Below are 24,718 nucleotides of genomic sequence, written 5' to 3'. Positions count from 1 at the left end.
CAAAGACAGCTCGCGCTTAAGTCCCAAACCGCGCATCCGGACCACCGCTAACCCCGCTGTCCGCCCGCCGCTTGGTGATCGCCGGGCTGGTGGTGAGTTCGAGCCCACCGACGATGAGGGCTTCTCGTGATACTCGCGTAGGCACACAATAGCGCTGAGAGGTCTGCAGCCGGAGGAGGGCGTGTGATGGAAGGTTGCTGCCCAAGCCGTTTGAGGGCATCCGCAAGCAGCGTGATCAAAGGAAGGTGACCACCCGCGGAGAGGATCAGCCGTCGCCAATGTGTGACCACAACATCATCATCGACCGTCAACCAATCACTGGATCTTATTGCGAGCCGTTCGACGCAGCGAATTCGCGTCGACGTGGACAGGCTCGTCAGGGGCGATGTCGCATAGAGGCCGGCAACATTTGGCATGCCAAGTAGGCGCTGAACGACGGTAACGCTGGCCCGTGAGCCTGTTATCGCTTCCAGTCGGCAGATATCGTCGATGCAGCGGTCAAGCCGTCTTACCTCTGGACCGACACCGACAATCGATGCCCGACGCAGGTCATAGCCGCAGCGGGCGCAATGATGTTGCGGAACGAGTTCAGTCTGATCGAAAGCCGCAACACGGCTGCGGCACGATGGGCATCGATCGCGCAACCCGCAACCATGTTTTGAACAGCAAGCTTTGGTTGCCAACCGCCATCGTCGCCGAAAGTATGGCTGTGCATCCTCAGCCAGGCATCGAGAACAGAACTGCAGCCACCGCGAACTGTCGCGACGTCCGTTGTTTCGCAATGGCAGCAAGAGCGGCTTCAGCGGCGATCCAGCTAGCGACATCGCCGAGAGTTGGTGTTCCGAAATCCCGGTGTGGGCTTGGAGAAGGGTTGCAATGTCGGCCGGGAGCTTGAGGTCCAGGGCGGCCGACCACATCCCTGCATTAAGCCCGAGTACGCGGGCGAACGGTCGAGGCGCAATGCCGTTCGCAAATGCAAGCCGGTGCAACCAGCTCGATAGCAATTCGTCGGCCTGCGGCGTGACGATGACGGGCCACTTTTCCGAAACGACATCGCGGTATCGCTCGCGGATGCCGATTGCCAGGCCGGGAGCATCGATGACCATCATAGAAGGCTCTGACGCAGAGGGGAGTTGCGCCGCTGTGAGATCGGCACATAGCGCAGCGCGTCGATGTTGGCTTTGCTGATGCGTTCGGTCCCGGATGTGATTGCCGCGATCGCCGCCTTCGCGACGATGGTGACTATCTCGCCAATCAAGCCTTCCGACAGGCTGAATATTAGCCGGGCCAACGGTTCGGTCGACAAATCCGAGCTTTTGGCCAGCGGCAAAGCGGCTTCGAGACTGTCGAGCAGCATGAGATAGTTCTCGTCATATTGCCAGCGTGGAACTGCGACCAGGTCGAAGCGGCTCGCCATCTCGCTGGTGGCGTTGATAAAATCGCAGACGGCCACCTCGCCAATCAGCACCGGCGAGATGTCGTACTGGCGGCCAATCCGCCGCAGGAATGCAAAAACGGCTTCGACGTCGCGCGGACGACCCCGCAACGCATTATGAAACTCGTCGAAAATCAGCACCTTCGGTTTGAGGCTGAACAGCAAATGGTCGAGTTGTTCGGCCTTGCGGCCAAGGTTCCACATATCGGCGCCGGGCGCCCGCAGCGCCTGCAGAATACTGGCATAGAAATGGCCAAGGCCAGCGCCTTCGCGTGTCTGGGCTATCCATACCCTTTGCTTGGGCGAGGTTCTCAGGTGCTCGACGGCGAACCGCTCGGCAATCATCGTCTTACCGTTGGCGTACGGGCCGACCAACATCAGCCCCTGGGTTCGCAAAGACGGAGGCCGTAACAGAAGCTCGGCAAGTCGCCGATGGCTATCCTGGGCGGCATGATGCCCGATCCACCGTGGCGCGCGGATATAAGCGATCCTTGCCTCATGATCACGATCAAGATACGGCCGGACATGCTCGATCAAATGATCCACTGTTGCTACCAATCCTCCACCGGCAACCGGCTCTTCTGACGCGTGGGATGCTCGGCGGGAGGAAGTGCCGGCTGCTGCATAATGGCATAAGGCTTTTCCGCCGCGGCGGCATGGGCCTTGCGGACAGCATCACGCAACTGGCGCCTGGAGGGTTTCGCCGATTGCACAATGGCTGCGATCTCGCGGCGGAGCGCCACCTTCTCAGTGCTTGAGCGGTGGTTTGCCGCACGCCGACGGGTGCGTTCCGCCGCATGCTCCCACATCGTCACTGACGTCAGTTGGCCGTTGCGTCGCTCGACCGGCCGAAACTGTCGGTTTTCCGGGTCGCGGATGTAAACATGGCTGATGTCACGGGGGTCGTATCGCACCTCAAGCCTTCCGAGCCGGTCACGCTCGGGAACGACGGCGCTCAGCCACGGCGAATAATAGTGCATGGCGAACATGTTGATCCCTTGCGGTGACAATTGCCTTTCCGTTCCCGGCAAGAACGACAACAGCACGCGCTGCGGGTCATCGTCGAACCGAGGCAGGGCGGCTGCGTTGCGCCGCCATTCCGTCATGGGGACCTTCAGGGTCTTGGAATTTTCCTGCAGGTTGTGATCGATCACGGCCAGCGCAACGCAGCGCTCCAGATCGGCGAAGCTCAGGCAGGCGCGCCGCTCGGATGGATATTCGTCGCGGTGGGCCACCGAACGGCCCGAAGAGCCCGGGTAGGTGGCGAGGACCGCATTGAGCTTTCCCAGCAGCCGCTCAACGACCCCGCCTTGATGGACACGGCCTCGATCGCGATACCGGATCCTGATCCCATAATCGTCACATCCTCGCTGGAAGGCGTGTCCCTTGAACTCCATTGCCGAGTCCGTGACGAGCAGCTGCGGTCGACCGAACATCGGCCAGGCGTGATTGAGATTGCGCGCTGCAAGCCATGTATCTTTCGGACACATGGCTTGGGCGAGACAAAGCGCAACGGATAGAGCCGACGGCTTTTCCAAGGTGAGGCAGAAGCCGAGAATGGATCGCGTCGCCACGTCGGTGATGACAGTCAAATAGGGTCGGCCGACGAACACACCGGCGCCATCGACCACCTCCACGAAATTGATGTCGGTCGGCGTATGGTCGATTTGGCACACGGCGAGCGGGTGCGGCGCATGGATATAGCCGGGTCGCGGCTTCAGCCGCAGCAAGTGCTTTGGATTGGCCGATCGCTTCTTCGCGATCTCTTCAGGCGAAAACAACATCGGGATGCGCCGAGCGACCGTCACATATGAGGGAACGGCAAGACCGGCTTCCTCGCAGCGCGCGCGGATCTCGTCGACCACGGGAGCAAGTGGGGTCGGCTCGAGCGTCAGCCACTTCTCGCGAAGTGTGGCGGCGATGATCGCCTCCACGTGTTCCGGCAGCCGCTTGCGCCGACTGGTCGCAGTGCGAGGAAGCAAGCTGGTCACTGTCCGATCGGCGCGATAGCGGGCGAGGAGATTGTAGATTTGCCGGGTGGTGAGCCGCAGTTCAGCCGCAGCGCGTTTGATGGCAGCCCGCCTTGGATTGCCGCCATCCAGGATTTTGTCCAGCTCGCGGGCCATTCGACGCGCCATCAACCAGTGCTCGTCCGAGACCGGGCGCGCCGCCGGCGAACTTCGATCGTGAAATGGCTTTGGCAAAGGGCCTCGCTGAAATCATTAGCGGAAAATCGTCGCCAGTTTAGCGCCAGAACCCAACTGGCGTATGACATTCCCCGGATTGAAATCTGGAAGTAAAAGCCACACCGCTACCGTACTCACGCGTCTCGACGAGCGCATCGCCCGTTCGCCGGTCGGCCAGGGCTTTATTGAGCGCACTCACTTTGCCGACGCCTGCGCCTCGTTGTGGATCGACGGCGAACTCGTCCATCTCGAAGACCTCGTCCTCCATGATGCCACGCGGGATATTCGCACACCGACCCATGAGCTGACAATCGCCCGCGACGTGTTGCGCACGCGTCGGCGCGTTGCTGCCCAACCACCCGGCTGGGCGTTTTCCGCCGACGGACTTCGGACACTGCGAAAAACCGCAGAGATCACGTCCGGCGACGCCGAGGAGGGAGAGATGGCCGGCGGCATCCGGCGCGCGGACGCGTCAGATCCGGAAGGGGAGGGGGAAGATATCGACGACATCGAGAATCTCCCTGGCGTCGACTATGCTGCCATCGATGCGGTGCTCGCCCGATCGAAGGCGGCGATCGAGAACGCAAGCCGGCCCGGCCGCGGAGGTGGCCAAGACAAAGATCCGATGATCTATGATCTCGACTGGGACGAGGACGAACGGCTCGACGAATGGCGCAGCGTGCTGCGCCAGACCGAAAACCTACCGGCGGTGCTGCAGGCGATCATCGCCCTCGATGCCTGGAACGAGTTGACGGTGCTGCAGCACGCGCCTTGGCTCGGGCGATTGTTGGCGGCGTCGATCCTGCGCCAGGCCGGCGTTACCACTGGTGCCCATCTCGCCCCTATCAATCTCGGCCTGAAAACCATTCCGGTCGATCGGCGCAGGCATCGCGACCGGCAAACCCGGCTGCTCGCCATCGTCCAAGGTCTTATCGCGGCCGCCGAGATCGGGCTGAAGGAGCACGATCGTCTGGCGCTGGCGAAAACACTGATGGACCGAAAGCTCGATGGGCGACGGACGTCTTCGAAACTGCCGGAGCTGGTCGAGCTGGTTATGGCTAGGCCGTTGGTGTCGGCCGGCATGGTGGCGAAAACGCTGGACGTCACGCCGCAAGCGGCGCGGCGGATCGTTTTGGAACTTGGCTTGCGCGAGATGACGGGGAGGGGGAGGTTTCGAGCATGGGGTCTGTTATAAACCAGACGCCCATTCTGAGAGCCAGCCAGCTGCCCCCCGCCCACCGTTAAGCTCTGGATATCGCGGGCAGTTCAAATCCAGCCTGGCATTGAAGACCGTCAATCCCTGAGATGCCCGGCTGATCAGCGCACTACGGACGGAGTTGTGGAAACAGGCGCTCCGCAGCATCATCCAGCAGATCAATTTCACTTTGATAGAAATGAGCCCAGTCTTCCTCTCGCACCAGTTGGTTCTCGACCGCAATGATCGCGCGTCGGCACCAAAGCAGTCCTGTGTGCATTATTGATATCTGTCCGCAAGAGCGGCCGGGTCTGCTCGCCGGGCTCTATTCCAGAGAAAAGCTTATGCTTGAAGTAGCTATTTAGGTCGGAACGCATTCCTCCTAAAACGAAAAAACATCGCGCCTTTGAATGATGGGCAAGCATCTCGAGTCGGATCAGGTCCCAGAATATTTTGTCGACGCTCGGCTTGGTTTTTCCGATCCATTTCGATTCGACAGCGATCGTGATTGAGGGATAGGGATCGCAAACGACAAAATCAATTTCTGGACGCCTCCCCGGCCCTTTTGCAAGCTCGCTCAAGACCGGATGAACGTATTCCGCCCTGACACGATTTCCTGACCTGGCGCTCAAGATCTGCCCAATGGGTTGGGTCAGGTATTTCTCGCTAAACAGGCCGGATCGGTCACAGGCGTGCTCGAACTGCAACCACGATCCAACACCCTCACACAGCAGCCTCGCGTAGTTCATCAGTCACCTGTCCAATTCTTGCTTAAATCTCTCGCCTGCGCTGACAATCCATTTGCGCATCCTGCACACGTCCAGCAAGTTGAAATTCGCGGACTGGTCGACTCGCATGTGGTCCAGCTTGCTTTGCCGTTCTTGTAAATCGGTTAAAAGCAACACCAGACTTACATCTTGGCTCTTAAACCATATTACGTGCCTGTATAGACGGTCATTGTCGACCGCTTCGGGGCCATGATAGCTCCCTTCCAGCCCATGCCTGATTTGACCCATGCTTTGAGTGCATGGCCGACCTGAGACCTTGGCCTTATCGAAGTGAGGACAAGAGCCCATATTCCAATCATCGAAACGACGTTGGAACCAAAGCATGGTTGCTGGCGTCAAGAGACCTCACGAAAAGGGAACGTCATGAACGTAGCACGCTCTTTCAACAACTGGCGCAAGTATCGTCAGACCGTTACCGAACTTGGCCGCATGAGCTCGCGCGAACTGCTCGACCTCGGTACCGTTGCGATAGTATTTTGCGGACGACGGGTTTTCCCTAATATCGGATAGCGAAACGCCTAGATCGATCGATAACCGATCGGTCAGTCGTTGCAGCCTAATGATGACGGTCGAGATGTTCGCGGGTTGCGGCGGCCCCAGCGTTTCTACACGTAAGCGGCGATTTATTTTTTCCTCGACGCCTTGTGTAAATAGAGTTTCAACATTACCTCAAGTTTTACCAGTCTGCTTGGCTTGAGAACGAACAAATCGTGCCGCGATTTGCATCGGACGACGTAGCATTTCTAGATTAATTCGTAAGGAATTATCAACAACGAGACAGCGACAACCTATTTGAGGAGATGTTAATGGAGTTTTTGCATGACATTTCCGGTTACGTCGCTTCAATAGTAAGCAGCCCAGAATTTAACGAAGCTCTAAAAATAAATTTTATAAAGTATTTTTGGCTTGTAATATTGTGGCCGTTTCGTTGGGTTTTATTGAATCCCATAGTTTTTGCAGTGAAGTATCTTTTTTCTGAACAATTCGGTGACATCCGGAGGATCTCCGGCGAATACTACCTATACCACCTCCCAATCATGCCGGAGTTGACACAACGCAAGAATCTAACGGCGAAGATCCGGCTGTCAAAGATGAAAATCAAGGTTCATCTTCGATCAATCTCTGTTAGCCAGCATGAGTGTATCGGCACCGATACTGTCGGTTACAAGGGTGACATCACCTTCAAGAAGGAGTTCGTCTACATCGCTGCTGTCGGCGTCATGGACAGATATACCGGTAATGTCAAATATTTGACCCTTTACCGAACGTATTTCCCGCATTCGTCCAAGGGCGTTGCGTCCAAGGTCTACGCCTCAATGACGCGCAACGTTCGGCGCCTAAAAACCGACCCGGCGGTGCCGTCGCCGAACCCGGTTAACCTGGGGATGTGCGGCGCCATGACCGGCATTTCCAATGCGAACAATATCTACCAGTTGAAGGTGATCCTTTCGCGCTATCCGCTGTCTTATCCCGAAGCCGAGCGGCTACTCCAGGAACTGACCTCGGACGGCACGACCGTCCCGGTCATGAAGTCTATTCGCAGGGAGCTCGAGGCCATGCCTCAGCTCACTCTGGACACCGTCAAGCATGATTTTGAGAGCCCCTTTGGCTAAGCCGCAAAGTGAAACAATCGAAGGAAGAGCGATGAAGGAACCGAATATTCTTGTGCTCGCCGATACCGAGCGGGACATCATCTTGGATCTGGTCGAAACGATCCAGAAGTCTAACGAGAGCCTACTGCCGCTCGACTTCGCCGTAAGGGCTGCGCTTTACGCTGGCTCCTTGCCGTTCCCAGTTCGCGAGTTTTTTGCCGAATTCCGGACCAGTGAAAAGGATCCGGCGATTATCGTCCGAGGCAACCCGCAATTTGAAGAGAAGCCCACCCCGCCGCAGATCTTGCCCGATCTCAACTCAGAGCGCCTGTCAGCTGACGAGATCCTCCATCTGCTCTACGGCTCCTTGCTTGGAGACGCATTCACTTGGCGGACCATTCAGTTCGGCAATCTGATCAACAATGTTTTGCCTATCAAAGGCAACGAGGCCCTCCCGATCAGTTCGGGATCGAAAAACCTGTTCGATCTCCATACCGAGGATGCTTTCCATGAAAATGCGGGGGAGTATTTCGGTCTCTACTGTCTGCGCAACGATGAGCGAGCCTCGACGATTTTGAGCTTCATCGACGACATCGATATAGCGGCCGAGCATTTGCCGCTGCTTTTCTCACCCAGCTTCAGGATCGCGCCGAATATCGCGCATTCGGTCGTTGAAGAAAAGGTGCTTCAGGGCATTCTGTTTGGGTCGAAAAGTCAGCCCTACATCAAGGCAAATCTCAATTACCTGGAGGGTGGGACGACCGATCATGAGCACGCCGATGCGCTCGCGGCTCTTGTTTGGCAGCTGAATGAAGTCAAGCAGGACGTGATCCTGGAGCGAGGCGACGCTCTTTACATCGACAACTACCGAACACTGCATGGGCGCGCGCCCTATGAGGCGAAATATGATGGAACCGGGCGGTGGCTCAAACGAATTTACATCAGCGGAAGTATAAGGCGGTCCCGTAAACTACGTGCGGAGGCCCGATCAAGGATAGTCGAGGGAGAGGAAGCATGACCAAGGTTGAAGACTTTTCATTTGTAGTCGACGGCAACACTCTGGCTGCGACTCGACTGATTGCTGTGCCGGACAAACCAGTCTCGGTCCTGTCCCTGCACGGGGCCGGGAAGGCCAGTCGAAAACGCATTATGTATGTGCTGGACGTTTTGGCTTCGCAAGGTTTGTCATCAATGTGTTTTGATTTCTCGGGCCACGGCGATAGCACCGGTCTGCTCTCCGGCTCCAGCCTCCAAACACGCCTTGCGGAAGCCAACGCGGCCTGTGAATTTTTTTCTGATGCGTGTCCAGACACGATCATTGCGAGTAGCATGGGTGCCCATGTTGCCGCTCAACTAGCTTCTGTCAAAGCTATAAAGAACCTCATCCTTTTTTGCCCTGCTGCCTATGGGAAAGGCTCGGAGGATCTGAAGTTTGACGACACGTTCTCCGCATTCATTCGAAAGCCTGGCTCATATTCAGACTCTCTCGCGTTTTCGAGCCTCGGGGAATTTCGAGGAAACCTGCTCGTCGTTGTGGGCAGCGAGGACGCCGTGATACCTGAGGAAGTTGTTTCAACATATTATGACTGCGCTCCGCACGCGCGTCATCGCGAAGTTCTACGCATTCCGCACGCCGGCCATCAAATCCATACCTGGCTGGAGGACCATCCCGATGACAGGGGCCAGGTCCTTGCCAGGCTTCAAGCTCTCTTGTTCTAGGCAAGGTTTCATGAGCGACGAGGTGAAAGGTCCAGTGGAGGGCTGGCGGCTGAACATTCTGCGTCATTCAATGCATCGCCGTGGCAAGAGAGTGCGGACGATAGGGCACTATTGGGTCTCGGTCGGTGGGGTGACGCGAGCACATCTGACCGGCACTTGTGTGGAATGCGGTGGTCCAGGGGCCAACGCACCCGAAGGCAACGGTCGCAGGCTTGCAGAAGGTGAGTATGCAATTGTCACCCATGTCGGCGCGGCCTATTCCACATTTGGCTACGACGATAGCTGCGATTTCTCGGTAACGCCAAAGCCGGCGCTCGGCCTTGCCGGTACGGGTGACCGCACGGAGATTCTTATCCATCCGGGTATCGGCTTTCTCAGAAGCGTGGGCTGCATCAATCTGACCAAGGATCTCGAGGAAGCGGATATGGACATTGACCCGGATGATAGCGTGCGCCGCGTCATTGCAATGCTGAAAGACCTGGAGACCTTTTGCGGTGGACGTTTTCCGGGTGATGGCGCTACCCAAGTACCTCGATCCTCGGTTGTCATTGTCGGAGAACCGTAGAGAGCAAGCTGCGGGACGTTACCCGCCGATCGCTGCAGCCATCGGCATCTGCAGCGTCATTGATCTTGCCGCTGGCCAAATCACAAATTTTGCCACTGGAGGCTCGATCTGGTGCGATGATTGATACCGGGAGGTCACTTCTATATATTATCAGCACGAGCAGTTCACGTGTCTTAGGGCCGATCTCTCCGTTAGCTGCTACGCTTGCCAGGCCAAGCCGTGAGTGCGAGATCCATCAGCCGCTTCAGTCGCGCATTGCAGGCGCCGTCGCAGGCCTGTGCGGACATGCCCTGAATAATCGCACCGTAGAGAGCAGGATCAGCGTCCGGCTGCAGCATGAAATCAGAAGATCTCCGCAGATTTAGCGTTTCTACGACGGTATGATTGCGAGCTTGCTGCCTAAGCATAGGCGGGGCACGTCCGGGACCGCGAACCCAACATTGCTAGGTTGGCAGGTCATCGCTACGATACAGCCGCGTCACCCTCTTGTGCTCCCCGCTCTCAAATGCCGCCGCCAGCCCTCTTTCCGATTCCTCATCGCGCATTCCTTTACAGGGGAAGATGGCCACGGGCGAAATCCATCGTGCATGAAATTCCTAGACCTAAACTAGTGGGCACGGAAATTGATTGTACTCGGGCAGTGATCGGACAGTCGCTTAAGATCTTCCGGGATTGAGGGTGTCCAAGCGAATTGCCTCTCGGACGCTGGATCGAGATTTGCGCGCGCTATGCTGCCGAACAGGAAAAATTCGATCGGAAGCATGTTGTAGTCGTCACTATCCGACAGGGTCGCGGGGAGGCTATTTGACGTATCGGCCCAGCAAGTGGCGGCGACCTTATACGGGGCGCGATAGACGACAATATCTTGTCGACTGTCGCGGTCGTGGCCGTCGAATCCCGGAGAATACGCAGTGATCGCTTGCCAGACCTCGTCTTGGTTACGTCCTGCCCCAGCATCCAGGCGGCGATTAAAGTCTCCGACAACCATCCATGCATCGCCTCCTGCCTCTCGCGCCGCGATCCATGCATGGAGCGGAAACATCTGCCGTCCAAGCGTGTCACAAGCGTCCTTTTGAGGCGCTGTAGTTGCCGGATCGACAGTAAACAGGCGAAAATTGATCCGGTCGTCAAAGCAGCCGGACTTCATGTGCACGACCAGAACACGCAGACGTGCGGCTCCAGCGACGACGGTAACGTCGAGCCCCCAACGGAGATCACGGATCGTTCCGTCGCCATCTGCCGACTTGACATTCAGGGTCGCATAGTCCGCAACCGGACCAACATTGACGCCTGCCTGATTACGCCAAGCAACCGCGGTATATTGGCTTCGGGAATCACCTAAAGGTTTAGAGGCAGTTTCGTCGGAGCGGGTACATGCCGGCATCGAGACGGCGCCTTGATCCAGCGCATATTGGCCACTGATGCAATGCTGCCAGCCTTCGGAAACCGGAAAAACTGCGTCGATGGCCGCAGGGCTTGTCACTTCCTGCAGAAAAAACACGTCCCCGCCCGCTTGATCTCGCCAGAGCCGCAGGTCAGAAAAATCGGCGGTTTTGCGCACATAGTCGTCCGGGAAAACGGTATGCGGATCGCCGGCAAAGGTAAGGGTCTGAATATTCCAATTGCCCAACTTCACATCGGCAGCGGTTGCGGAGCTTCCAACCGCGCAGAGCAGAGTGATAACAGCTATTTTAAGATAATTCATGTTTCCCCCAACGGTGATATCTGCAGACAGGTTGTCCTAGACCTGGCTCGATCGCGCAAAAAACTGCCGGCGTGCCGATTGGGCGGTGTTTCCGAAATACGTCTGCCACCAATCGTCGGTTCTTAAAGGCTTGGGCGGATCGTTCGGCTTGCGCCACGCCAAAGACTCGCGAAACGCGTGATGGGTGTAAAGCCGCATGAATTCGCCCAGGTAAATGTCGGCTACCCGTTTGTTGCCGACCACAACGATCATGTTCTCATCGTTCTGTTTCGTCGATGCATCGCTGAAGTTTGCAGAGCCGGCGACCACGATTGGATTGTCGGACAGTGGATCGACGAGCATAAACTTGTTGTGGATGTAGTCGACATTGCCGTTGAGGCCGCTGAGTTGCTCCTTCACCCATCCGTCGATCTTGTTCGTGGCAATCATCGATCCGATCGCAAAGGTATTCTCCGGCATATTGCGCAGCGCCTGGACGGCTTCCTGTTCCGCCTTCAGTTCCGGCGACCCCTTCTTCATGGGACGTGTCGCCGCCTCCAGCAAAGCGAGCCGGAATGGTGCCTTCGCAGTCCGATATACATCCTTGAAGAGATCGTTGATACCGAATGCGAACGTCATGAACAGACCTTCGTTCGCAGCTTTGCCGAGGCCGGCATACCAGGAGAGGGCGGCCAGTGTTTTCCGGGGGCTGAAGATCGCACCTGTTCCCGATTGCCGTGGCGACGAAGGAAGTGGGGTCAACTGCTCGACAATCGGCACGAGTTCACGAACCCCGGGATCGTCCGTGGCCATGGCAGTCCAATACTTTAGGTAGAGGTCGGCGATAGCCGGTTCCTCGACGACATGGGCAACATTTGAATGCCCGAAAATTCCGCCGTCAGAGAAGTTGGCACCGCCGGTCCAGACGGAGGACGCCTGTCCGTTCTCGATCTTCACCATGAACTTATTGTGCGAGATATAGGATGGATTGGCCTTCCGTTCGATACAGATATCGGTGAGCTTGACAGTGAGATCAGGTCTCTCGGCATCCACCGCGGCGATCGCTTCGCGGTTTGCCTTCTGGGGCTGCGCCTTGCGGGCGTCAAATATGATTTTGATGTCGATCCCGCGGCTTGCCGCTTGTCTCAAAACCATCAAAAATGGCTCGTAGTTCAACTCGTAGGCGGAGATCCGGAGCTGATGCTTGCCGGGAACGCAATCTTCGACAAACGACTTCATCGCTTCGTATAGACCACGGGAAAGCCAAATAAAGGCTTGCCCGTTTTGCACGTCTTTGGGAAGCCGGTCACCAAAGCGACGGACATATTCTTGGGAAGCCGCCACACCGCGATTGAAATAGATGTCGTGGTTGCCGCTTTGCGGGCTCTCGGTCGTCACCTTCACGGAAACGGCTTTGAACGGCACCAGCGTGCTCGGCGTGCCCTTCAGCGCCGTGACCGTATAAATATATGTCTTGCCGGGCTCGGCGGAATAATCCGCCCATTGAAAGCTCTGAAACGGTTGCTTTTCCGAAGAATAGGTCGAGCCCGGCGGGAAGCCGGGATCCGTCTCTGTAAACGTCTTCATCCCCTCGAGAAAACGAGCGTCTCTTCCTTCAGGGTCGGTGCGGTGAATCGAGAAGCCGAGAAGGCCGGCGCAATCTCGCTTTTTCAGGTCAAAGCCCAGCAAAACCACATAGGTGCCGGCGACGGCCAGGACCGTTAGACCATTTTTGGAGAGAGAATTCCGCATGCCAATCCCCCAAGACGTGCGATAAGCCGTGCAATTAATGGTAGTATGCTTTTGTGTAATGTTGAAGACGTAAGTTTTCGTCGCATCTCATTGTGAATTTGAGATGCGAATTACCTGCCCAGTTCGCTGCCGGTGCGGCTGTTGCCGCATCACCAAGCAGGTACTCGACTGGAGTTGTGCAGGCATCAGGTCGCTCACGCCGTTCTGCCATCAATGCATGTCCAGAGACCTTCTGTTCGGTGTCCTCAGTCCATCCGTGCCACAGAGCGGATCCTGCTGCGGCTCTTCGGAAGGCGAGCCTGAAAGGTGTCGAGCTGCTGCAAGGCTTTGAAAGAGCGTCCAAGTGCAGCAATTGCTTCCGCGCGCTCAACCAACACCTGCCGCTCCCTGGCTGAAAGTTGCGCGTAAGAAAGAGGCTGATAGGAGGTCCCGATTGTCGCATAGTCGAGTGACCCCGGTTCCGGAGGCTCGCCATAGGCATCGGCAAAACCCTGCAGCATTTCGTCAAGGGCGCGCACCTCGACCAGGTATCGCCGCCATTTATGTTCGTTGAGGCAGAACTGGTCTGCGATGAGTTCGCCGGCCTGATCCCCGAACTCCGTGAGCTGCGTAATGCGCGCGGGCGGCATTTCGAGGTTCAGCCCACCTTCTTCCTTCTTCAGATTGACAGTGACAATGCGTTCCCGGTAGCCGGCAAGAATAGACTGTAGCGAATCCTGCCAGTCTTTGGCGCTGTCGAACAGCGCAAAAACAAATCCAGACAGCCCACTGAAATTGTAGACTGGCAAAAGTTGGCCCTGTCCGGCGCCAGTTGGAAGCACGACACGGGTCTCACCTTTCGTCCCTGGTTTTTCCTGCTTCGGATTGTATTCGCCGAGCGAAATCCCGAATGTCGGTCGCGAGGGGAGAAATTGGTCAAAGAAATGAACGGGAAAATTACTGGACAGCCCGCCGTCGGAGAACACGCAGCGAACCATGCGCTGCTGCTCGTCAATGCCCATCAAAGTGTGATCCATACGATGAAGAGGGACGGCCGAAATCAGCCCCGGAAAACTCAAGCTCATTCGTGCCAGGACCACAAGCGGCAGATTTTCGACCTTGAACGGATGGAGATCCCCGTCACTCCCGTCTCGAGGAGTGCTCAGCATCGCATCGACGACACGCGCCGGAAACAGCCCCCGAAACTCTTTCTGCGAGAAATAATGCAGATTGTTTTCCATTGGAAGGACATAGGGGCGATGGGTGGTGATATCCGTCGTCACTGTCTGCACGATGATTTCTCGGGATTTAAGGTCTTGAGCACCGAGAGGCGACCCGGTTATCTCCCGGCCTGCGACGGCGTCGATGGTGTCCGCAAGCCATTCGGTCAGGGCAGGGTGTCCGGCCGGCGTGTAGGGTTGCGTCATTCCATTGCACATGCCGAAATCGGCTGCTGGCAGCCCACTCCTGACCTGTAGCACGGCCGCGATCGCGGACGCGAGGGGCGGGAGCAAGACCAGCAGGCTGAGGGATAACGCCCCTGCCCACCAGGAATGCCAAGACAAGAGAGCCATCAGTGCTACAAAAACCCCCGGGACGGCGCCGAGCAACGCCGCCATTGGATAACCTCTGAAGAGTGCGCCAAGGATTGAAGCCGGCTTCTTCGAAAGCAAGGCTAGCAGCAGATTGAACAGCGGTCGCAATTCGGGGATGGGCTGAAACTTCTCAAGCAGCGTCGCCGACAGTGCCTTCGGCAGCGCTTCGATTTTCTCGAACCCTCCTTGGTCTCGCCCGTACTCGGCGGCGGCCGTGACGACAGCGGCGATGGCGCCGGCCGATGTGCCACCGATGTTGCGAAACCGATAGGTTTTCGACAGCCTGGCGACCGCCTTCGGGTAGACAACCCCACTCGTGATGCCGCCCTTCATGACCAGATCGCAGCTTCGTTCCGGTGTGCTCATTCCACTCTCCGTCGGCTAGGGTTTCAAGATATTCGACCACGCTTTGACCAGGCTCGAATAGGGTCGTTCAGGCTCCGCCATCCCTCTGATTTCTGCCAGGATCTGATCGCTCAGGAGGCTCAAGCGCGTGCCCATCTTTTTGTCCTTCGATGAACGACGTGCGAGAAGGATCTCGGAGATTTCATCGATCTCATCGATCAGTTCGCTAAGGAATTCGAGCGTTCGCAAAACCCGCGTGCGTTCCTGAACCAACGCCAACCGATTGAGCCCATAGACGTGAATCGATGTCAGGCCGCGCCTGGAGGGTACGCCGTCGATCAATATGGGAAGGACGAGGCCAAGGGGATTCTTACGGTCGATGTAAAACGTCAGATGTTCGTCCGGCACATCTAGACACGGGTTGAGGAGGTCCGGCTTTTCGTCGATCAGCGGGTGTAAAGCTGTCGCCCGTTCTCCTGCGACCGGAAAGAGATCCTGCTTTCCAAGCGGCATCATACCGCCTTGGATTAACGGAGACTTCAACAGTTGTTCCAGACTGCTTGGCACATCGGGGAGATGTTGCCATCGTCGTCGATTACAGTCGATACAGCTCGGGAGCAAGTTCTCCCACACCATCGCCAGCCACCAGTATCCGGGGTGGTCCGCCACGTCAGCGATCCGTCCTTTGGGCCGGTAATGCTCGACATCTACCGGCGCCTGACTGGCATATCGCGTCTCGCAATAGGCACACTTGCCGAAGAACAGTTTCTCCAGCGCATATTTTACGGCGTCGTCAGAATAGGCACTGAACGAAAAGCCATCCTTTTTGCCTTTTTTCTTCGAGACGGGCGCTATGGGTACAACTCCAGCTGCCGCGTCTGCCGCTATCTTGGCCCTTAATGCAGCCTCTGCCACTTCCTGTGCGGTGAAGAATTTCTTGGCTTTCTCGAGTTCCTTCAAGCCCAGGCTTTTCGGCCCAACAAGAACGTCCGGCGCCGGCACGGAGAGGCGGTCGACGCGACGCATCACACCCCCTCCAACGCAGCGAGGATACGGTTGATCGTTTTTTGGCGCAGGCTTTCGCGACGACGTCCCGGCAACTTGCCGCGCTTCGCAAGATAAAGGGAGATCGCATCCTGCACGAGGCGAGCCACTTCGCTGGTCCCGACCGGAAGCGCATCGAGGACTTTTCGTTGGATTGCATCCATCGCCATCTTCACCTCCTCGCTCGGAGGCCTACCGTCATTCTTGGCGAGATAATCGCCAAGCTGCGCAATGCTTTCCTCCGATCTAGGATCGTCCGTGGAGAACAGACTGAACAGATCGGATGTCAGAAGTTGCTCGATGGTGAGCGTCGAGACCTCCGGCAATTTCATCACCCGATCGACCATGACAGGAATGGCACTCCCAGGCCGCTGGTCGGCGACCTTGCTCAGGACAACGACCTCGCCATCTCGCATCCCTCTCAGACATAAGGGGTCATGCGTGGTGACGATAAAGGTCATGGAAGGGAGGGCCGTTCTCAAACCCTTCATGATCTGGATTTTCCACCTCGGGTGGAGATGGGCTTCGACCTCGTCGATGAGAACGATCCCTTCCGACGAGACTAGGGAAACGAAATGGGGATTGACGCTTCGATCCATCAGCCAACGCATGATGTCGCAAGAAAGGGCTAGGATCGTTCGAAACCCTGACGACACGTTGGAGAGCGGTGTCCTGCTCTTCTTTCCGGCGGCATTTATCTGCATTTCGACAAAACACCGCTTGGTCACCGGATCGCGGAAAATCACGTCCACCTCCTCGCCCGCTCCAAAGATCGCGCCAAGCGCCTGCATGACCGACCGGAACTCGGTTGGAGATAGGCTGAACAACCATTCCTCCGGGTTCGTCAGCAGACGGTCCGAATGAAACAGGCTTATGACCGGGCGTGATGGGCTCCATGGATGAAGATCGCTCAAATAGTGTCGATAGGCGCCATATCCGAATACGAATGGGAGATGCCTAGAGCCGGTCTGCGAAAAGCTGCTCCCGCGAATGGTCAGCGTGGATTCGTGATTGCCATCGTAGCGCAGCCGTACCCGAGCAGTAGCCTTTTTCTTTATTTCTGGCGCACCCATGAAGCTCGGGTCCAGGCGGAAACTATCGGGTTTAGGAGCAAGCTCGGATCGGGCATCCGGGTGCACGAGAGCGAGCGCGATCGCTTCAAGGATCGAGCTCTTGCCGGCAGCGTTTTCGCCGAGAATTAACAGCGCTTGCGCCAAACGCGCCGATGGTTCGGGAGCCGCCGGCATCTTGATCGACAATGTCTCGATCGCCTTGAAATTTGTCAGCGTTATTTCCGTCAGCCGCGGTCTTGTCGGCGTATCGTCCTCCTCGACAATATTCGCGGACGCGCTGATCTCGGCCTGCTCGGCCTCACTAACCGGGGTCTGCCGCGAAAAGATTCGCCAAAGACCAATAAATTCATTGGTATCGTTGGGTCCGCCACCTCTTAACCCTGCGTAGTCCGCAAAAGCCTGTTCTCGCTTCTTCTTCAGCCGCGTCCTGTTGAGGTTGAATTGCCTGATCGTCTCCTCGCCCATGAGGCTCGCAGCTTGCAGCGAACCATCGTCGAGCGGCACGAGATGCCGAAAGATTTCTTCTGGTCCGCAGGGATCGAGAAAGAGCGAACTTTCGTTGATTGTGAGTTCCGGCCACGTGCCGTCGCCTCTCACCACAAATTGCTCATACTCGTCTGCGGTGGGCACCGGCATTCGCTGGCCGGACACTGGAAAATAGTTGGCGCGCTTCGGTCGACATTCCCCGCATATGGGATAGAGATTTATCCATGCATCGGAGAGCCAACCGTAATAGAGATGTGCGTCACGGTTCCTGCCATCTTGCTCATCTCCGATGATCGGGTCCGCATCGTTTGTCGGCCTGAAACGATGAACATACATGGGCTTGGATGCCTGTTCACAGAAGGCGCATTTTCCGAGAAAGACATGCGACAGGTCCCGCAGGACCTCACGGTTGTCGAATTCCATGATCGGAACCCGGGTCTGCTCACGCTTTGCCGGGTCCAGGCGCAGGTACTGTAGGAACGAGCGTCGTCTATCGATTGCCAGGGAACCGCCCAGCGAAAGGGGCGCGGCTGATGTCCTCTGCACTGTTCGCATGCCATCCCCTTACCAATAGCGTCGATTGCAGAAGCCGGCATTCCCGCCACACTCACAGCTCACCCGAAGTGCCAACCCCAAGATCAAAACCTGTGTAAGCGGGCTTTTCCTTCATCCCGTCAGTTGAGCCCTGATGCCCCGCAAACTCGCACTCACCATTCTTAGTTACTCGATCATGTATAACGAGCATTGCGATTGCAACTTTAAAGATAAATCTTGCGCTGATTATTAGCGTTGGCAATATATCGAAACTTAGGTCCGGAGGCTAAATGGGCATTGTCGTTTCACGTTCGAGCATTCTCGCCAACGCGCGTCACGCTCTGGTCAACCTGGAGAAGACCGGAGACTCTGGATTTGAAGGATTCATCCAGCGCCTCCTGTCGGCCCACCTGGGCGTGAGTTTGCGACTATCGTCCTCCGGCGAACAGGATGGCCGCGACATGAGTGCAGGAACAGTCGCCGCAGAAGCCAAACGCTACGGACAGAAGAAATTGAACCTGCGCGAACTTGCTGGAGAAGCGGTTCTGGCGAAGGCTGCCAGCCACGAGCTTGAATTCTGGATCCTTGCAACCACCGACACACTCGCCCAACAGAAAGTCGCGCGGTTAGAAAAGGTGGCCGCACAGGCCAAGCTCGAAATTGGCATTGTAGATTGGGCGCCGGCGGATTGCCCGCGGTTATTGGCACTTGTCCACCAGCATGAGAGTGTCGCACTACATTGGTTTGAGGAGAACGCCCCCGCGGCATGGAAGGACATTTCCGTCGCGTTGGCCGAGGTCCGATCGCAGGCAAAAACCCTCGAACGCGTCGGCAGGGAAATTCAAGATCTGGGCCGAGGTCTTGCACTTACGGATGCATTGCGCCGGACGCTCGTACATGCAGTGAATTCGGCTCTCTCGGACGAGTCCGGCGATAGCTCAAAGGCGCTTTTCGGTCAAAGGATCGATTTCTATGCCCCGTCTGCGGGCGCCATTTCACGCCCCGAGCTGAACACGCGGCTGGACCGAAGCCTCGCAAACGCCGAAGACAATGGCAATCATGTGCTTGCAATTGTCGGGCCGGAAGGCGTCGGGAAGACTTGGGCTATCGTTCGTTATGTCGTAGAGCGTTGGCCGGACAGGCCCATGCTCTTCATCTCGAGCAATATGTTCCAGCTTGCGGCGACAGGGGACTGGGGTCACACGAAACTATTGGTCGAAAGTGTGTTGCGCTCCATTGCGCTCGTCAAGGACTGTGACCCGCGCCTTCGCGACGAGCGGTATGTCGCTAAACTTTTGACGGCCTTGCGCCAAGCCCGCTCGGACAAATTCAGCCCTATTGTCATCCTCGACGGATTTAACGAACGAGATGGCGCTCATTGGGGCTCTGCCATTTCCGGCCTCCGCAACCTTCTGTCGCTTTCAAGCGACCCGCCTATTTTAGTGACAACCAGAGCCTCGCCCTGGCCGCAGCTGGCGCGGATCTTGCAAAAACAGGCCGTCGGCTACTCTGATTTTGACGTTTTCGGATTCAGCGAAACCGAATTCAAGGCAGCGTGCACGCGGCAGGGGGTTGATGCGAGTGCCTTCGATGCGGAAACCGCGAAGGACCTTCGCAATCCTCGTCTGTTCAGAATAGCTGCGGGACTCTTGAATGCACTCGCTGGCGCACCGGTGACACGGGAGAGAATTTTCTGGGAATACTGGCGGCATCGACAGGAAGAAGATGCTGGCAAACAAATCGAAACGGATGAGTTTGCAAGCCTTCTCAAAGCTCATGTGCGCGACGCATGGAGCAATCTGAGGCTCCTAAAGGGCGAGCGGACCCTGTATATCGATGTCAAAGCTTCACAAGAGGCCGCGCGCTTTGCTGGCGTCGAACATGCTGTTCACGATCTGCAGGACGTGCTCTCGTCAGACTTTTTCAGTCCTGGAGACCGCGATGACAGCAGGGAATGGCGCATCGCGTCAAACCGGCTGAACTATGTGCTCGGTCTGTCCTTACAGAGGCGCCTGGTCGAGGTTACCGACCGGGCCATGTCGTTAGAAGATAACCGTCAAGCGGTTGAAATTCAGCTTGGCGAAGATATCGATCCGATGGCCGACACGGACTCGGCCGGCGTCATCGTGGCGACCGCGCTGCTCGCTTCCTGCCTGCAATCTAATCGCAATCCCTCAGTTTCAGTGGCCTGCCTCGTTTATCTTCTCCATCTTCGCAACGCCCGAAACCATGATGTGGCACCGACCGTACGGGGCATGGTTTACGTGGCTGCCTGCGCCGATCCTGCGATCTTTGTCGAGGCGGTGGAAGAAATGGAAGACCGCGATCCGTGGCTGGTCGAAGCATTGCGAACGGCTCACGGCGCAGGCACGGACCAGGCCTGCATCGTTGATGCGGTAAGGTCCTGGCTGGGAGACGAGTCGCCGAACGAGCTGGTCACAACGGCGATCCACATTCTGGCCGGGCACAATCTCGCCCCTTTCGGAAAGCTATTGCGCGAACGCCAAGACCCGGATGGCTACGCCGATCTTTCTTTTTGGTTGATGTTTCTCGATGAGGCGAGCCGGTCGCCAGTATCGCCACTCGATATCGACGGTGATGCGGAGTTTCTGGACAACAGCGAGGAACTCGACAACGAGCATGATGATCCGCTCTCTATCGAGACGCTGCTGAAACAGGATCTCGATCGCGAAATCGCTTCTTCTGGCGATGGAGGGTTGCACCGCGAGGACGACATTGATGAAGCGGGCGACTATCCTTGGACGGATGCAGAGGAACGGGGGCATGTTCCTGCCATGCCGCCGTCTCTGGGAGAGGACTGGTTGGGGCTTGACGAGCATCTGCCTCGTCTCTTAGAGCGCCGGTGGAATCCGCAGGTTCAGGAGGTTCATCTTTTCCATGTCGAACTGCTGGAAAATAGGCTCGTGGCACTTCCATTGGAAAAGCGGGTAGGATTTCTGCGGACGGTATTCCTAAGGAGTCCTCCTCCATCATCGCCGACCAATTATGAGCTCAGATATGGTTTCGCATTGCCAGAGAGTGCGATCGACGAGTTGCTCGCAAATACGCTAGGCGACGAGAAACAACTCGGTAACACCCTCGGATGGCTGAATTATTTTGGCTTATCAAAATTCGATCTTTCAGAACAAACCGCAAGAGCGCTGGTGGCGGTTCTCGTCGACAATGATCGTGTACCTGAGCTGCGGGCGGACGTCGCACAATTCCTCGGCAGGAGTAAAAGTTTCGCTGTCGCTCAATGGCTGGAGCAATCCGGCTGGCTGCCTGAACTCGAAACAAACACTGTCGTCAGCATGCACGCCGCAACAGCACTTCTTCCTTTTTGTTCGGTCGAGGGCGGTTATCATCGACTGCGCGACCGGATCGTCGCGACGATCCTCTGCGACGCGATTGACACCGTTCCCTCGAACGATCTGCCGGCAGTTTTGCACGATTTTGATACGCATGTCGGGCAATGCAGGGACGACATCCCGCAAAATTGGTACCCGACCGGTCGCACTGCTTCCGGCAATTACCTTGATCCAAAGGGATCGGATCGCCGCTTGGCACTCGCAACATTGGAGATGTCGATCACGGCGGCACACCGTATTGCACGGGCTGACCCTGCATTGGCGATAAAGTGGTTCTCGGATTTGATGGATGTGCGCACTGCCTTCTGGGGAGATGAATCGCTCATAGAGTTTCTGTCCGGTCTCATAGTCGGCATTGGAGTTTGCGACATTGCCGCTGCGGCAACAGGGCTCGATCGGTTAATCGCACATCTTGCAGATGTGAATGCCGACGCTGATGACGCCGTGCTGCTCCCAGAACGTCTCGTGGAAGCTGCATTCATGCTTCCATGTGACGCGGCGCTCGCTGGGGTGATGACCAATATGGTTCTTCTGGCGAATGATGATGCAACACTCTGCTTGATTGCCCGCTCAGCGAAAGGAGCTTGGCGCGACTGGCTTGAAAAACTTTGCGAAAACGAAAGGTCGAGCGAGAGGCCGGCTCGCGTCGCTAGAGCTCGCACACTCCAAGCGATGGCGCGCTTAAAATCAGCCAGCTTGCCAGAAGAATTTGGCTTCGCCCGGATAGAACGCTTTGCGACTGCGATTGAAGATGAGCGTAGGATTGCTGAAGCTTCAATAAAAGCGTGGGTCAGTGCGGTTCCGAACGAGCGCAAGGAACTTGAGGAGACGTTTTTCGACGCCGCGTCAGGTCAGCTTCTCGATCTGCCGGACCTTGGCGCAGTTGGCGAGATCGGCCAATTATTTGCGGCTCGCATAGAACTTCATGAGCGCAACCAGATCGAAAGCCGAACGGGACAGCTTTTCGGCATGAATGGAGCGCCCACGCGGTTTGTGGCCGCAAATAGTTCCTACCGTGTTTTCCCAGTTCGTTCAAACAGGAAGAGGCGTTTCGCCGAGTCAGCGGAGGTTGAGTGATCGGGCAGCACAGAAAGCTTTCTGACATACTTCAACTGACGGCTGACAGGCACCTCGGGTCACGCTAATGCGGACCAGTCGCTGCGGTGCGCTGGACCATTGACCGTAGAAAGTCGATTGCCTGGTCGCGGGGCATTCCGCGAGCGAGAGCCTGATCCACGGCCTCCTGAAAGCGACCGCGAACCTGGCCAAAAGCCGACAAGGTTTCAGCCTTAATCTTTGTAGGCGCATTCAAATCGAGCGGTAGCAAGTCGCCGTCCGTCAACGCGATCTGCGCCACTCCAACTGCTTGCGGCTCAGCGATCTTGCTCGCCAGTGCCGCTGCCTCAGCCACGAAAACCAATCCTGCAAGCACATCTGGCGACGTGCGATTGCATTCTATCACCGCACTGTTGTATTGGACGACCACTGCGTCCTGGAGATCCAGCCGCACGCTGCGCCGCCACATTTCTCGCGCAGTGGCCAGATGTTTATCAGCTCTGTCCCAGTCATCCGCTTCACGTCGTTCCAGATAGCCCGTAGCTGCCAATGTGTGGGCGCTGAACAACTCGAGCCAATCGGAAAGGAATGGTGCAGCCAGACCGCGCTCAAAACTCTCAATTGCATCGCCAAAGGGTTTGCCTCGCTCGAGTTGAAGTTTGCCCAGGTTGAAATGGCTTGTGCCGGTCAGCGACGCAAAATACGTCGCCGCAAGCGCAAATTTCTCAGCGCCGGTCCCATCGCCATTCGCTTCAGCCGCATTCGACCGGGCTTGCAGGGAGATTGCAATCGAACCTGGGCCACCCAGCCCAAACCAGGATGCGGCTATAATACAAGCGATTGCCGCCACCAGAGCGCGGCTGAGCAAAGACCAGGACCCGGGCCGCAACTGGGCACGCCACCGCCGGATGGCGAGCAGGCAAAAAATCGATCCCGGCAAGAAGCACGCGAGCCCAAGGAAATAGCCGTTCGTCACGACAGGTTCGACGATCCCCGCAAGCACGGTCGCAGTTCCCGCTGCGAACCACCATCCCGCCCTCCCGCCCATCGAAGCGGCCGCAAACAGAGCGCCGGCGCTTGTGGTGCAGATGGCAATGATGCCGCTCTCGGCAATCGAAGACAGCAACAATCGCCATGGGTCACTGCGAAAGAGGTTGGGGTAGTCGTCAAGGAGGGGGATGCTCGTGAGCATTCCCGGCACTGTTTGCGGCAGGGTGTAGCCAGCGGCGACCATGCCGGCAAACAGGAGTAAAACGCCGATATCCGTCGAGGCGGCCCCGAGGATGCCGCTAGGTGACTGTCTAAGCACGACGCGACCGACCGCGAATGCCCCCACATATGGGATCGCTACGGCTGCGAGCGCATAGCCAAGCGCCAAGCCTTGGGAAAGCAGACCCTGCGGCAAGACACTTTGCCAATAGGCAAGAGGGCCTGAAATCAAGCTCGTGAAGGACCCAAGCGCAAACCCGAACAACGCAACCAGACGCCAGTCGGCACGCATCTTTTCGACAGACATGCCGCGCCAGGGCCGGCTGACGACAGTCCCGCCCGAAAGCAGATGCTCTGCGCGCACAAGCGCCTCCGACCCGCCGACCCATCTTGCGAAGTGATCGGCAGCGGCCTCGCGATAGGCGACAGCGACGTTGAGAACCGCAATTGAAATCGCCACGAGAACGGGCAAGACGACGATGGAACTCTTGCCGAGGAGCGAAGCGGAGAGCGCGGACAACAGCTTCTGCCCAGCGTCGACGTCATACAATGTCGACGAAGCGACGTTGAGCAGAACGACCATGGGGACAATCCAAAGCGTGACCTGCAGGAGTCGCTCAAAGGCTACGAACCAAAATAGATCGCGCCCCAGGATGTGGCGATATTCGTGCGCCAAGACGGCGTCCAGCGCTCCGCGGTCGCCGGTCAGGCGCAGGTACGCCAAGGCCGGAACCACGATAGAAAATTCTCGGTTCTGACCCAGCCCAGTGGCCACGAGACGTGGCGACGACAAGACCGGACCACCGGGATCTACAACGCTTACCACATCGCCAAGGACTGCTATCTGCACCCCGAATTGCCTGAATTGGTCCGCGAGCCAAATGTTCTCCGGCGCAATTGGCTGCACCGAAGCATGGCGAAGCAGGGCGAGGTCGCGGCGGCGCTGAATTCCAAGAATTGCGGCAGCGATGACAATGATTGCGAAAGGGGCAGCCACGGAAGCAAGTGTTGCGAGAGTATCAAGAACACTCCCGCCAAAAACGCGGCCGAAGGCTCCGTAGGGCATCAGGTAGACAAACCACGAAGCGGCTGCCGCAAGCAGCGCCATGAGCA

At 57.2% G+C, this 24,718-nt stretch carries 17 protein-coding genes and 2 pseudogenes; 8 read left to right on the top strand and 11 right to left on the bottom strand.

All coding sequences use genetic code 11. From position 1 onward, the window contains the following. Positions 1 to 47: 47 nt before the first annotated feature. The 3 genes from J2Z75_RS25215 to J2Z75_RS25205 are packed head-to-tail and all read right to left on the bottom strand — an operon-like array spanning position 48 to position 3,573. A complete protein-coding gene (locus J2Z75_RS25215; RefSeq protein ID WP_209856062.1) occupies positions 48 to 1,109 on the bottom strand; it encodes a TniQ family protein in 1,062 nt (353 codons plus the stop codon). Continuing rightward, positions 1,106 to 1,981, bottom strand: coding sequence for a TniB family NTP-binding protein (locus tag J2Z75_RS25210; protein ID WP_327791292.1), 876 nt, complete (start codon positions 1,979 to 1,981; stop codon positions 1,106 to 1,108). The genes J2Z75_RS25215 and J2Z75_RS25210 overlap by 4 nt, the downstream gene beginning before the upstream one ends. 5 nt (positions 1,982 to 1,986) lie before the next feature. Then, complete coding sequence (locus J2Z75_RS25205) at positions 1,987 to 3,573, bottom strand: transposase family protein (protein WP_234937557.1); 1,587 nt, start codon at positions 3,571 to 3,573, stop codon at positions 1,987 to 1,989. Between J2Z75_RS25205 and J2Z75_RS29380 the strand changes: the two genes are divergently transcribed. Continuing rightward, positions 3,466 to 3,735, top strand: a complete 270-nt coding sequence (locus J2Z75_RS29380) for a hypothetical protein (protein ID WP_234937583.1) — start codon at positions 3,466 to 3,468, stop codon at positions 3,733 to 3,735. The genes J2Z75_RS25205 and J2Z75_RS29380 overlap by 108 nt on opposite strands. Further along, complete coding sequence (locus J2Z75_RS25200; protein WP_209856054.1) at positions 3,704 to 4,816, top strand: RHE_PE00001 family protein; 1,113 nt, start codon at positions 3,704 to 3,706, stop codon at positions 4,814 to 4,816. The genes J2Z75_RS29380 and J2Z75_RS25200 overlap by 32 nt, the downstream gene beginning before the upstream one ends. 185 nt (positions 4,817 to 5,001) lie before the next feature. Here the strand turns inward: J2Z75_RS25200 and J2Z75_RS25195 are convergent, their stop codons facing one another. Continuing rightward, on the bottom strand, positions 5,002 to 5,565 hold the full coding sequence (locus J2Z75_RS25195; protein WP_209856051.1) for a hypothetical protein: 564 nt from the start codon (positions 5,563 to 5,565) through the stop codon (positions 5,002 to 5,004). A gap of 402 nt (positions 5,566 to 5,967) precedes the next feature. Here J2Z75_RS25195 and J2Z75_RS25190 point away from each other — a divergent pair. The 5 genes and pseudogenes from J2Z75_RS25190 to J2Z75_RS25170 form a co-directional block, all read left to right on the top strand. Next, positions 5,968 to 6,063: pseudogene (locus J2Z75_RS25190) on the top strand (DUF1127 domain-containing protein); the annotation flags it as partial. A 347-nt stretch (positions 6,064 to 6,410) separates the two neighbouring features. Further along, positions 6,411 to 7,217 carry a hypothetical protein gene (locus J2Z75_RS25185; protein WP_209856045.1) on the top strand — a complete coding sequence of 269 codons (807 nt, stop codon included), beginning with the start codon at positions 6,411 to 6,413 and terminating at the stop codon, positions 7,215 to 7,217. Between the two features lie 31 nt (positions 7,218 to 7,248). Beyond that, positions 7,249 to 8,214, top strand: coding sequence for a TauD/TfdA family dioxygenase (locus tag J2Z75_RS25180; protein WP_209856042.1), 966 nt, complete (start codon positions 7,249 to 7,251; stop codon positions 8,212 to 8,214). After that, positions 8,211 to 8,915, top strand: coding sequence for an alpha/beta hydrolase (locus J2Z75_RS25175; protein WP_209856039.1), 705 nt, complete (start codon positions 8,211 to 8,213; stop codon positions 8,913 to 8,915). Before J2Z75_RS25180 ends, J2Z75_RS25175 begins: the two co-directional genes overlap by 4 nt. A 10-nt stretch (positions 8,916 to 8,925) precedes the next feature. Next, positions 8,926 to 9,480, top strand: a complete 555-nt coding sequence (locus J2Z75_RS25170; RefSeq protein WP_209856036.1) for a hypothetical protein — start codon at positions 8,926 to 8,928, stop codon at positions 9,478 to 9,480. A gap of 191 nt (positions 9,481 to 9,671) precedes the next feature. On the opposite strand, the pseudogene J2Z75_RS29375 reads toward J2Z75_RS25170, so the two are convergent. The 6 genes and pseudogenes from J2Z75_RS29375 to J2Z75_RS25145 form a co-directional block, all read right to left on the bottom strand. Then, a pseudogene (locus J2Z75_RS29375) lies at positions 9,672 to 9,788 on the bottom strand (TetR/AcrR family transcriptional regulator); the annotation flags it as partial. Positions 9,789 to 10,087: 299 nt separating this feature from the next. Further along, positions 10,088 to 11,185 carry a hypothetical protein gene (locus J2Z75_RS25165; RefSeq protein ID WP_209856033.1) on the bottom strand — a complete coding sequence of 366 codons (1,098 nt, stop codon included), beginning with the start codon at positions 11,183 to 11,185 and terminating at the stop codon, positions 10,088 to 10,090. A 36-nt stretch (positions 11,186 to 11,221) separates the two neighbouring features. Next, positions 11,222 to 12,916: a phospholipase D-like domain-containing protein gene (locus tag J2Z75_RS25160; protein ID WP_209856030.1), complete on the bottom strand. Its 1,695-nt coding sequence runs from the start codon at positions 12,914 to 12,916 to the stop codon at positions 11,222 to 11,224. Between the two features lie 245 nt (positions 12,917 to 13,161). Further along, positions 13,162 to 14,856: a patatin-like phospholipase family protein gene (locus J2Z75_RS25155; protein WP_209856029.1), complete on the bottom strand. Its 1,695-nt coding sequence runs from the start codon at positions 14,854 to 14,856 to the stop codon at positions 13,162 to 13,164. A gap of 15 nt (positions 14,857 to 14,871) precedes the next feature. After that, on the bottom strand, positions 14,872 to 15,861 hold the full coding sequence (locus J2Z75_RS25150) for an HNH endonuclease family protein (protein ID WP_209856025.1): 990 nt from the start codon (positions 15,859 to 15,861) through the stop codon (positions 14,872 to 14,874). After that, positions 15,861 to 17,993 carry an AAA family ATPase gene (locus J2Z75_RS25145; RefSeq protein WP_209856022.1) on the bottom strand — a complete coding sequence of 711 codons (2,133 nt, stop codon included), beginning with the start codon at positions 17,991 to 17,993 and terminating at the stop codon, positions 15,861 to 15,863. Before J2Z75_RS25145 ends, J2Z75_RS25150 begins: the two co-directional genes overlap by 1 nt. Positions 17,994 to 18,262: 269 nt before the next feature. Here J2Z75_RS25145 and J2Z75_RS25140 point away from each other — a divergent pair, with 269 nt between their 5' ends. Next, on the top strand, positions 18,263 to 22,417 hold the full coding sequence (locus J2Z75_RS25140) for a hypothetical protein (RefSeq protein WP_209856019.1): 4,155 nt from the start codon (positions 18,263 to 18,265) through the stop codon (positions 22,415 to 22,417). A gap of 64 nt (positions 22,418 to 22,481) precedes the next feature. On the opposite strand, the gene J2Z75_RS25135 is transcribed toward J2Z75_RS25140, so the two are convergent. Continuing rightward, positions 22,482 to 24,713, bottom strand: a complete 2,232-nt coding sequence (locus tag J2Z75_RS25135) for a hypothetical protein (RefSeq protein WP_209856016.1) — start codon at positions 24,711 to 24,713, stop codon at positions 22,482 to 22,484. Positions 24,714 to 24,718 lie beyond the last annotated feature (5 nt).

This window comes from Rhizobium herbae, assembly GCF_017873135.1.
In the GTDB taxonomy this organism is placed as follows: Bacteria; Pseudomonadota; Alphaproteobacteria; order Rhizobiales; family Rhizobiaceae; genus Pararhizobium; species Pararhizobium herbae.
Note: the sequence above shows the minus strand (reverse complement) of the source record. Positions and strands in the feature narration are given on the sequence as shown.

Bases quoted from the DNA above. Each gene is read 5' to 3' on its own strand.
- J2Z75_RS25215 (WP_209856062.1), bottom strand. From the start codon at position 1,109: ATGATGGTCATCGATGCTCCCGGCCTGGCAATCGGCATCCGCGAGCGA.
- J2Z75_RS25205 (WP_234937557.1), bottom strand. From the start codon at position 3,573: ATGGCGCGTCGAATGGCCCGCGAGCTGGACAAAATCCTGGATGGCGGC.
- J2Z75_RS25200 (WP_209856054.1), top strand. From the start codon at position 3,704: ATGACATTCCCCGGATTGAAATCTGGAAGTAAAAGCCACACCGCTACC.
- J2Z75_RS25195 (WP_209856051.1), bottom strand. From the start codon at position 5,565: ATGAACTACGCGAGGCTGCTGTGTGAGGGTGTTGGATCGTGGTTGCAG.
- J2Z75_RS25185 (WP_209856045.1), top strand. From the start codon at position 6,411: ATGGAGTTTTTGCATGACATTTCCGGTTACGTCGCTTCAATAGTAAGC.
- J2Z75_RS25180 (WP_209856042.1), top strand. From the start codon at position 7,249: ATGAAGGAACCGAATATTCTTGTGCTCGCCGATACCGAGCGGGACATC.
- J2Z75_RS25175 (WP_209856039.1), top strand. From the start codon at position 8,211: ATGACCAAGGTTGAAGACTTTTCATTTGTAGTCGACGGCAACACTCTG.
- J2Z75_RS25170 (WP_209856036.1), top strand. From the start codon at position 8,926: ATGAGCGACGAGGTGAAAGGTCCAGTGGAGGGCTGGCGGCTGAACATT.
- J2Z75_RS25165 (WP_209856033.1), bottom strand. From the start codon at position 11,185: ATGAATTATCTTAAAATAGCTGTTATCACTCTGCTCTGCGCGGTTGGA.
- J2Z75_RS25160 (WP_209856030.1), bottom strand. From the start codon at position 12,916: ATGCGGAATTCTCTCTCCAAAAATGGTCTAACGGTCCTGGCCGTCGCC.
- J2Z75_RS25155 (WP_209856029.1), bottom strand. From the start codon at position 14,856: ATGAGCACACCGGAACGAAGCTGCGATCTGGTCATGAAGGGCGGCATC.
- J2Z75_RS25150 (WP_209856025.1), bottom strand. From the start codon at position 15,861: ATGCGTCGCGTCGACCGCCTCTCCGTGCCGGCGCCGGACGTTCTTGTT.
- J2Z75_RS25145 (WP_209856022.1), bottom strand. From the start codon at position 17,993: ATGCGAACAGTGCAGAGGACATCAGCCGCGCCCCTTTCGCTGGGCGGT.
- J2Z75_RS25140 (WP_209856019.1), top strand. From the start codon at position 18,263: ATGGGCATTGTCGTTTCACGTTCGAGCATTCTCGCCAACGCGCGTCAC.
- J2Z75_RS25135 (WP_209856016.1), bottom strand. From the start codon at position 24,713: ATGGCGCTGCTTGCGGCAGCCGCTTCGTGGTTTGTCTACCTGATGCCC.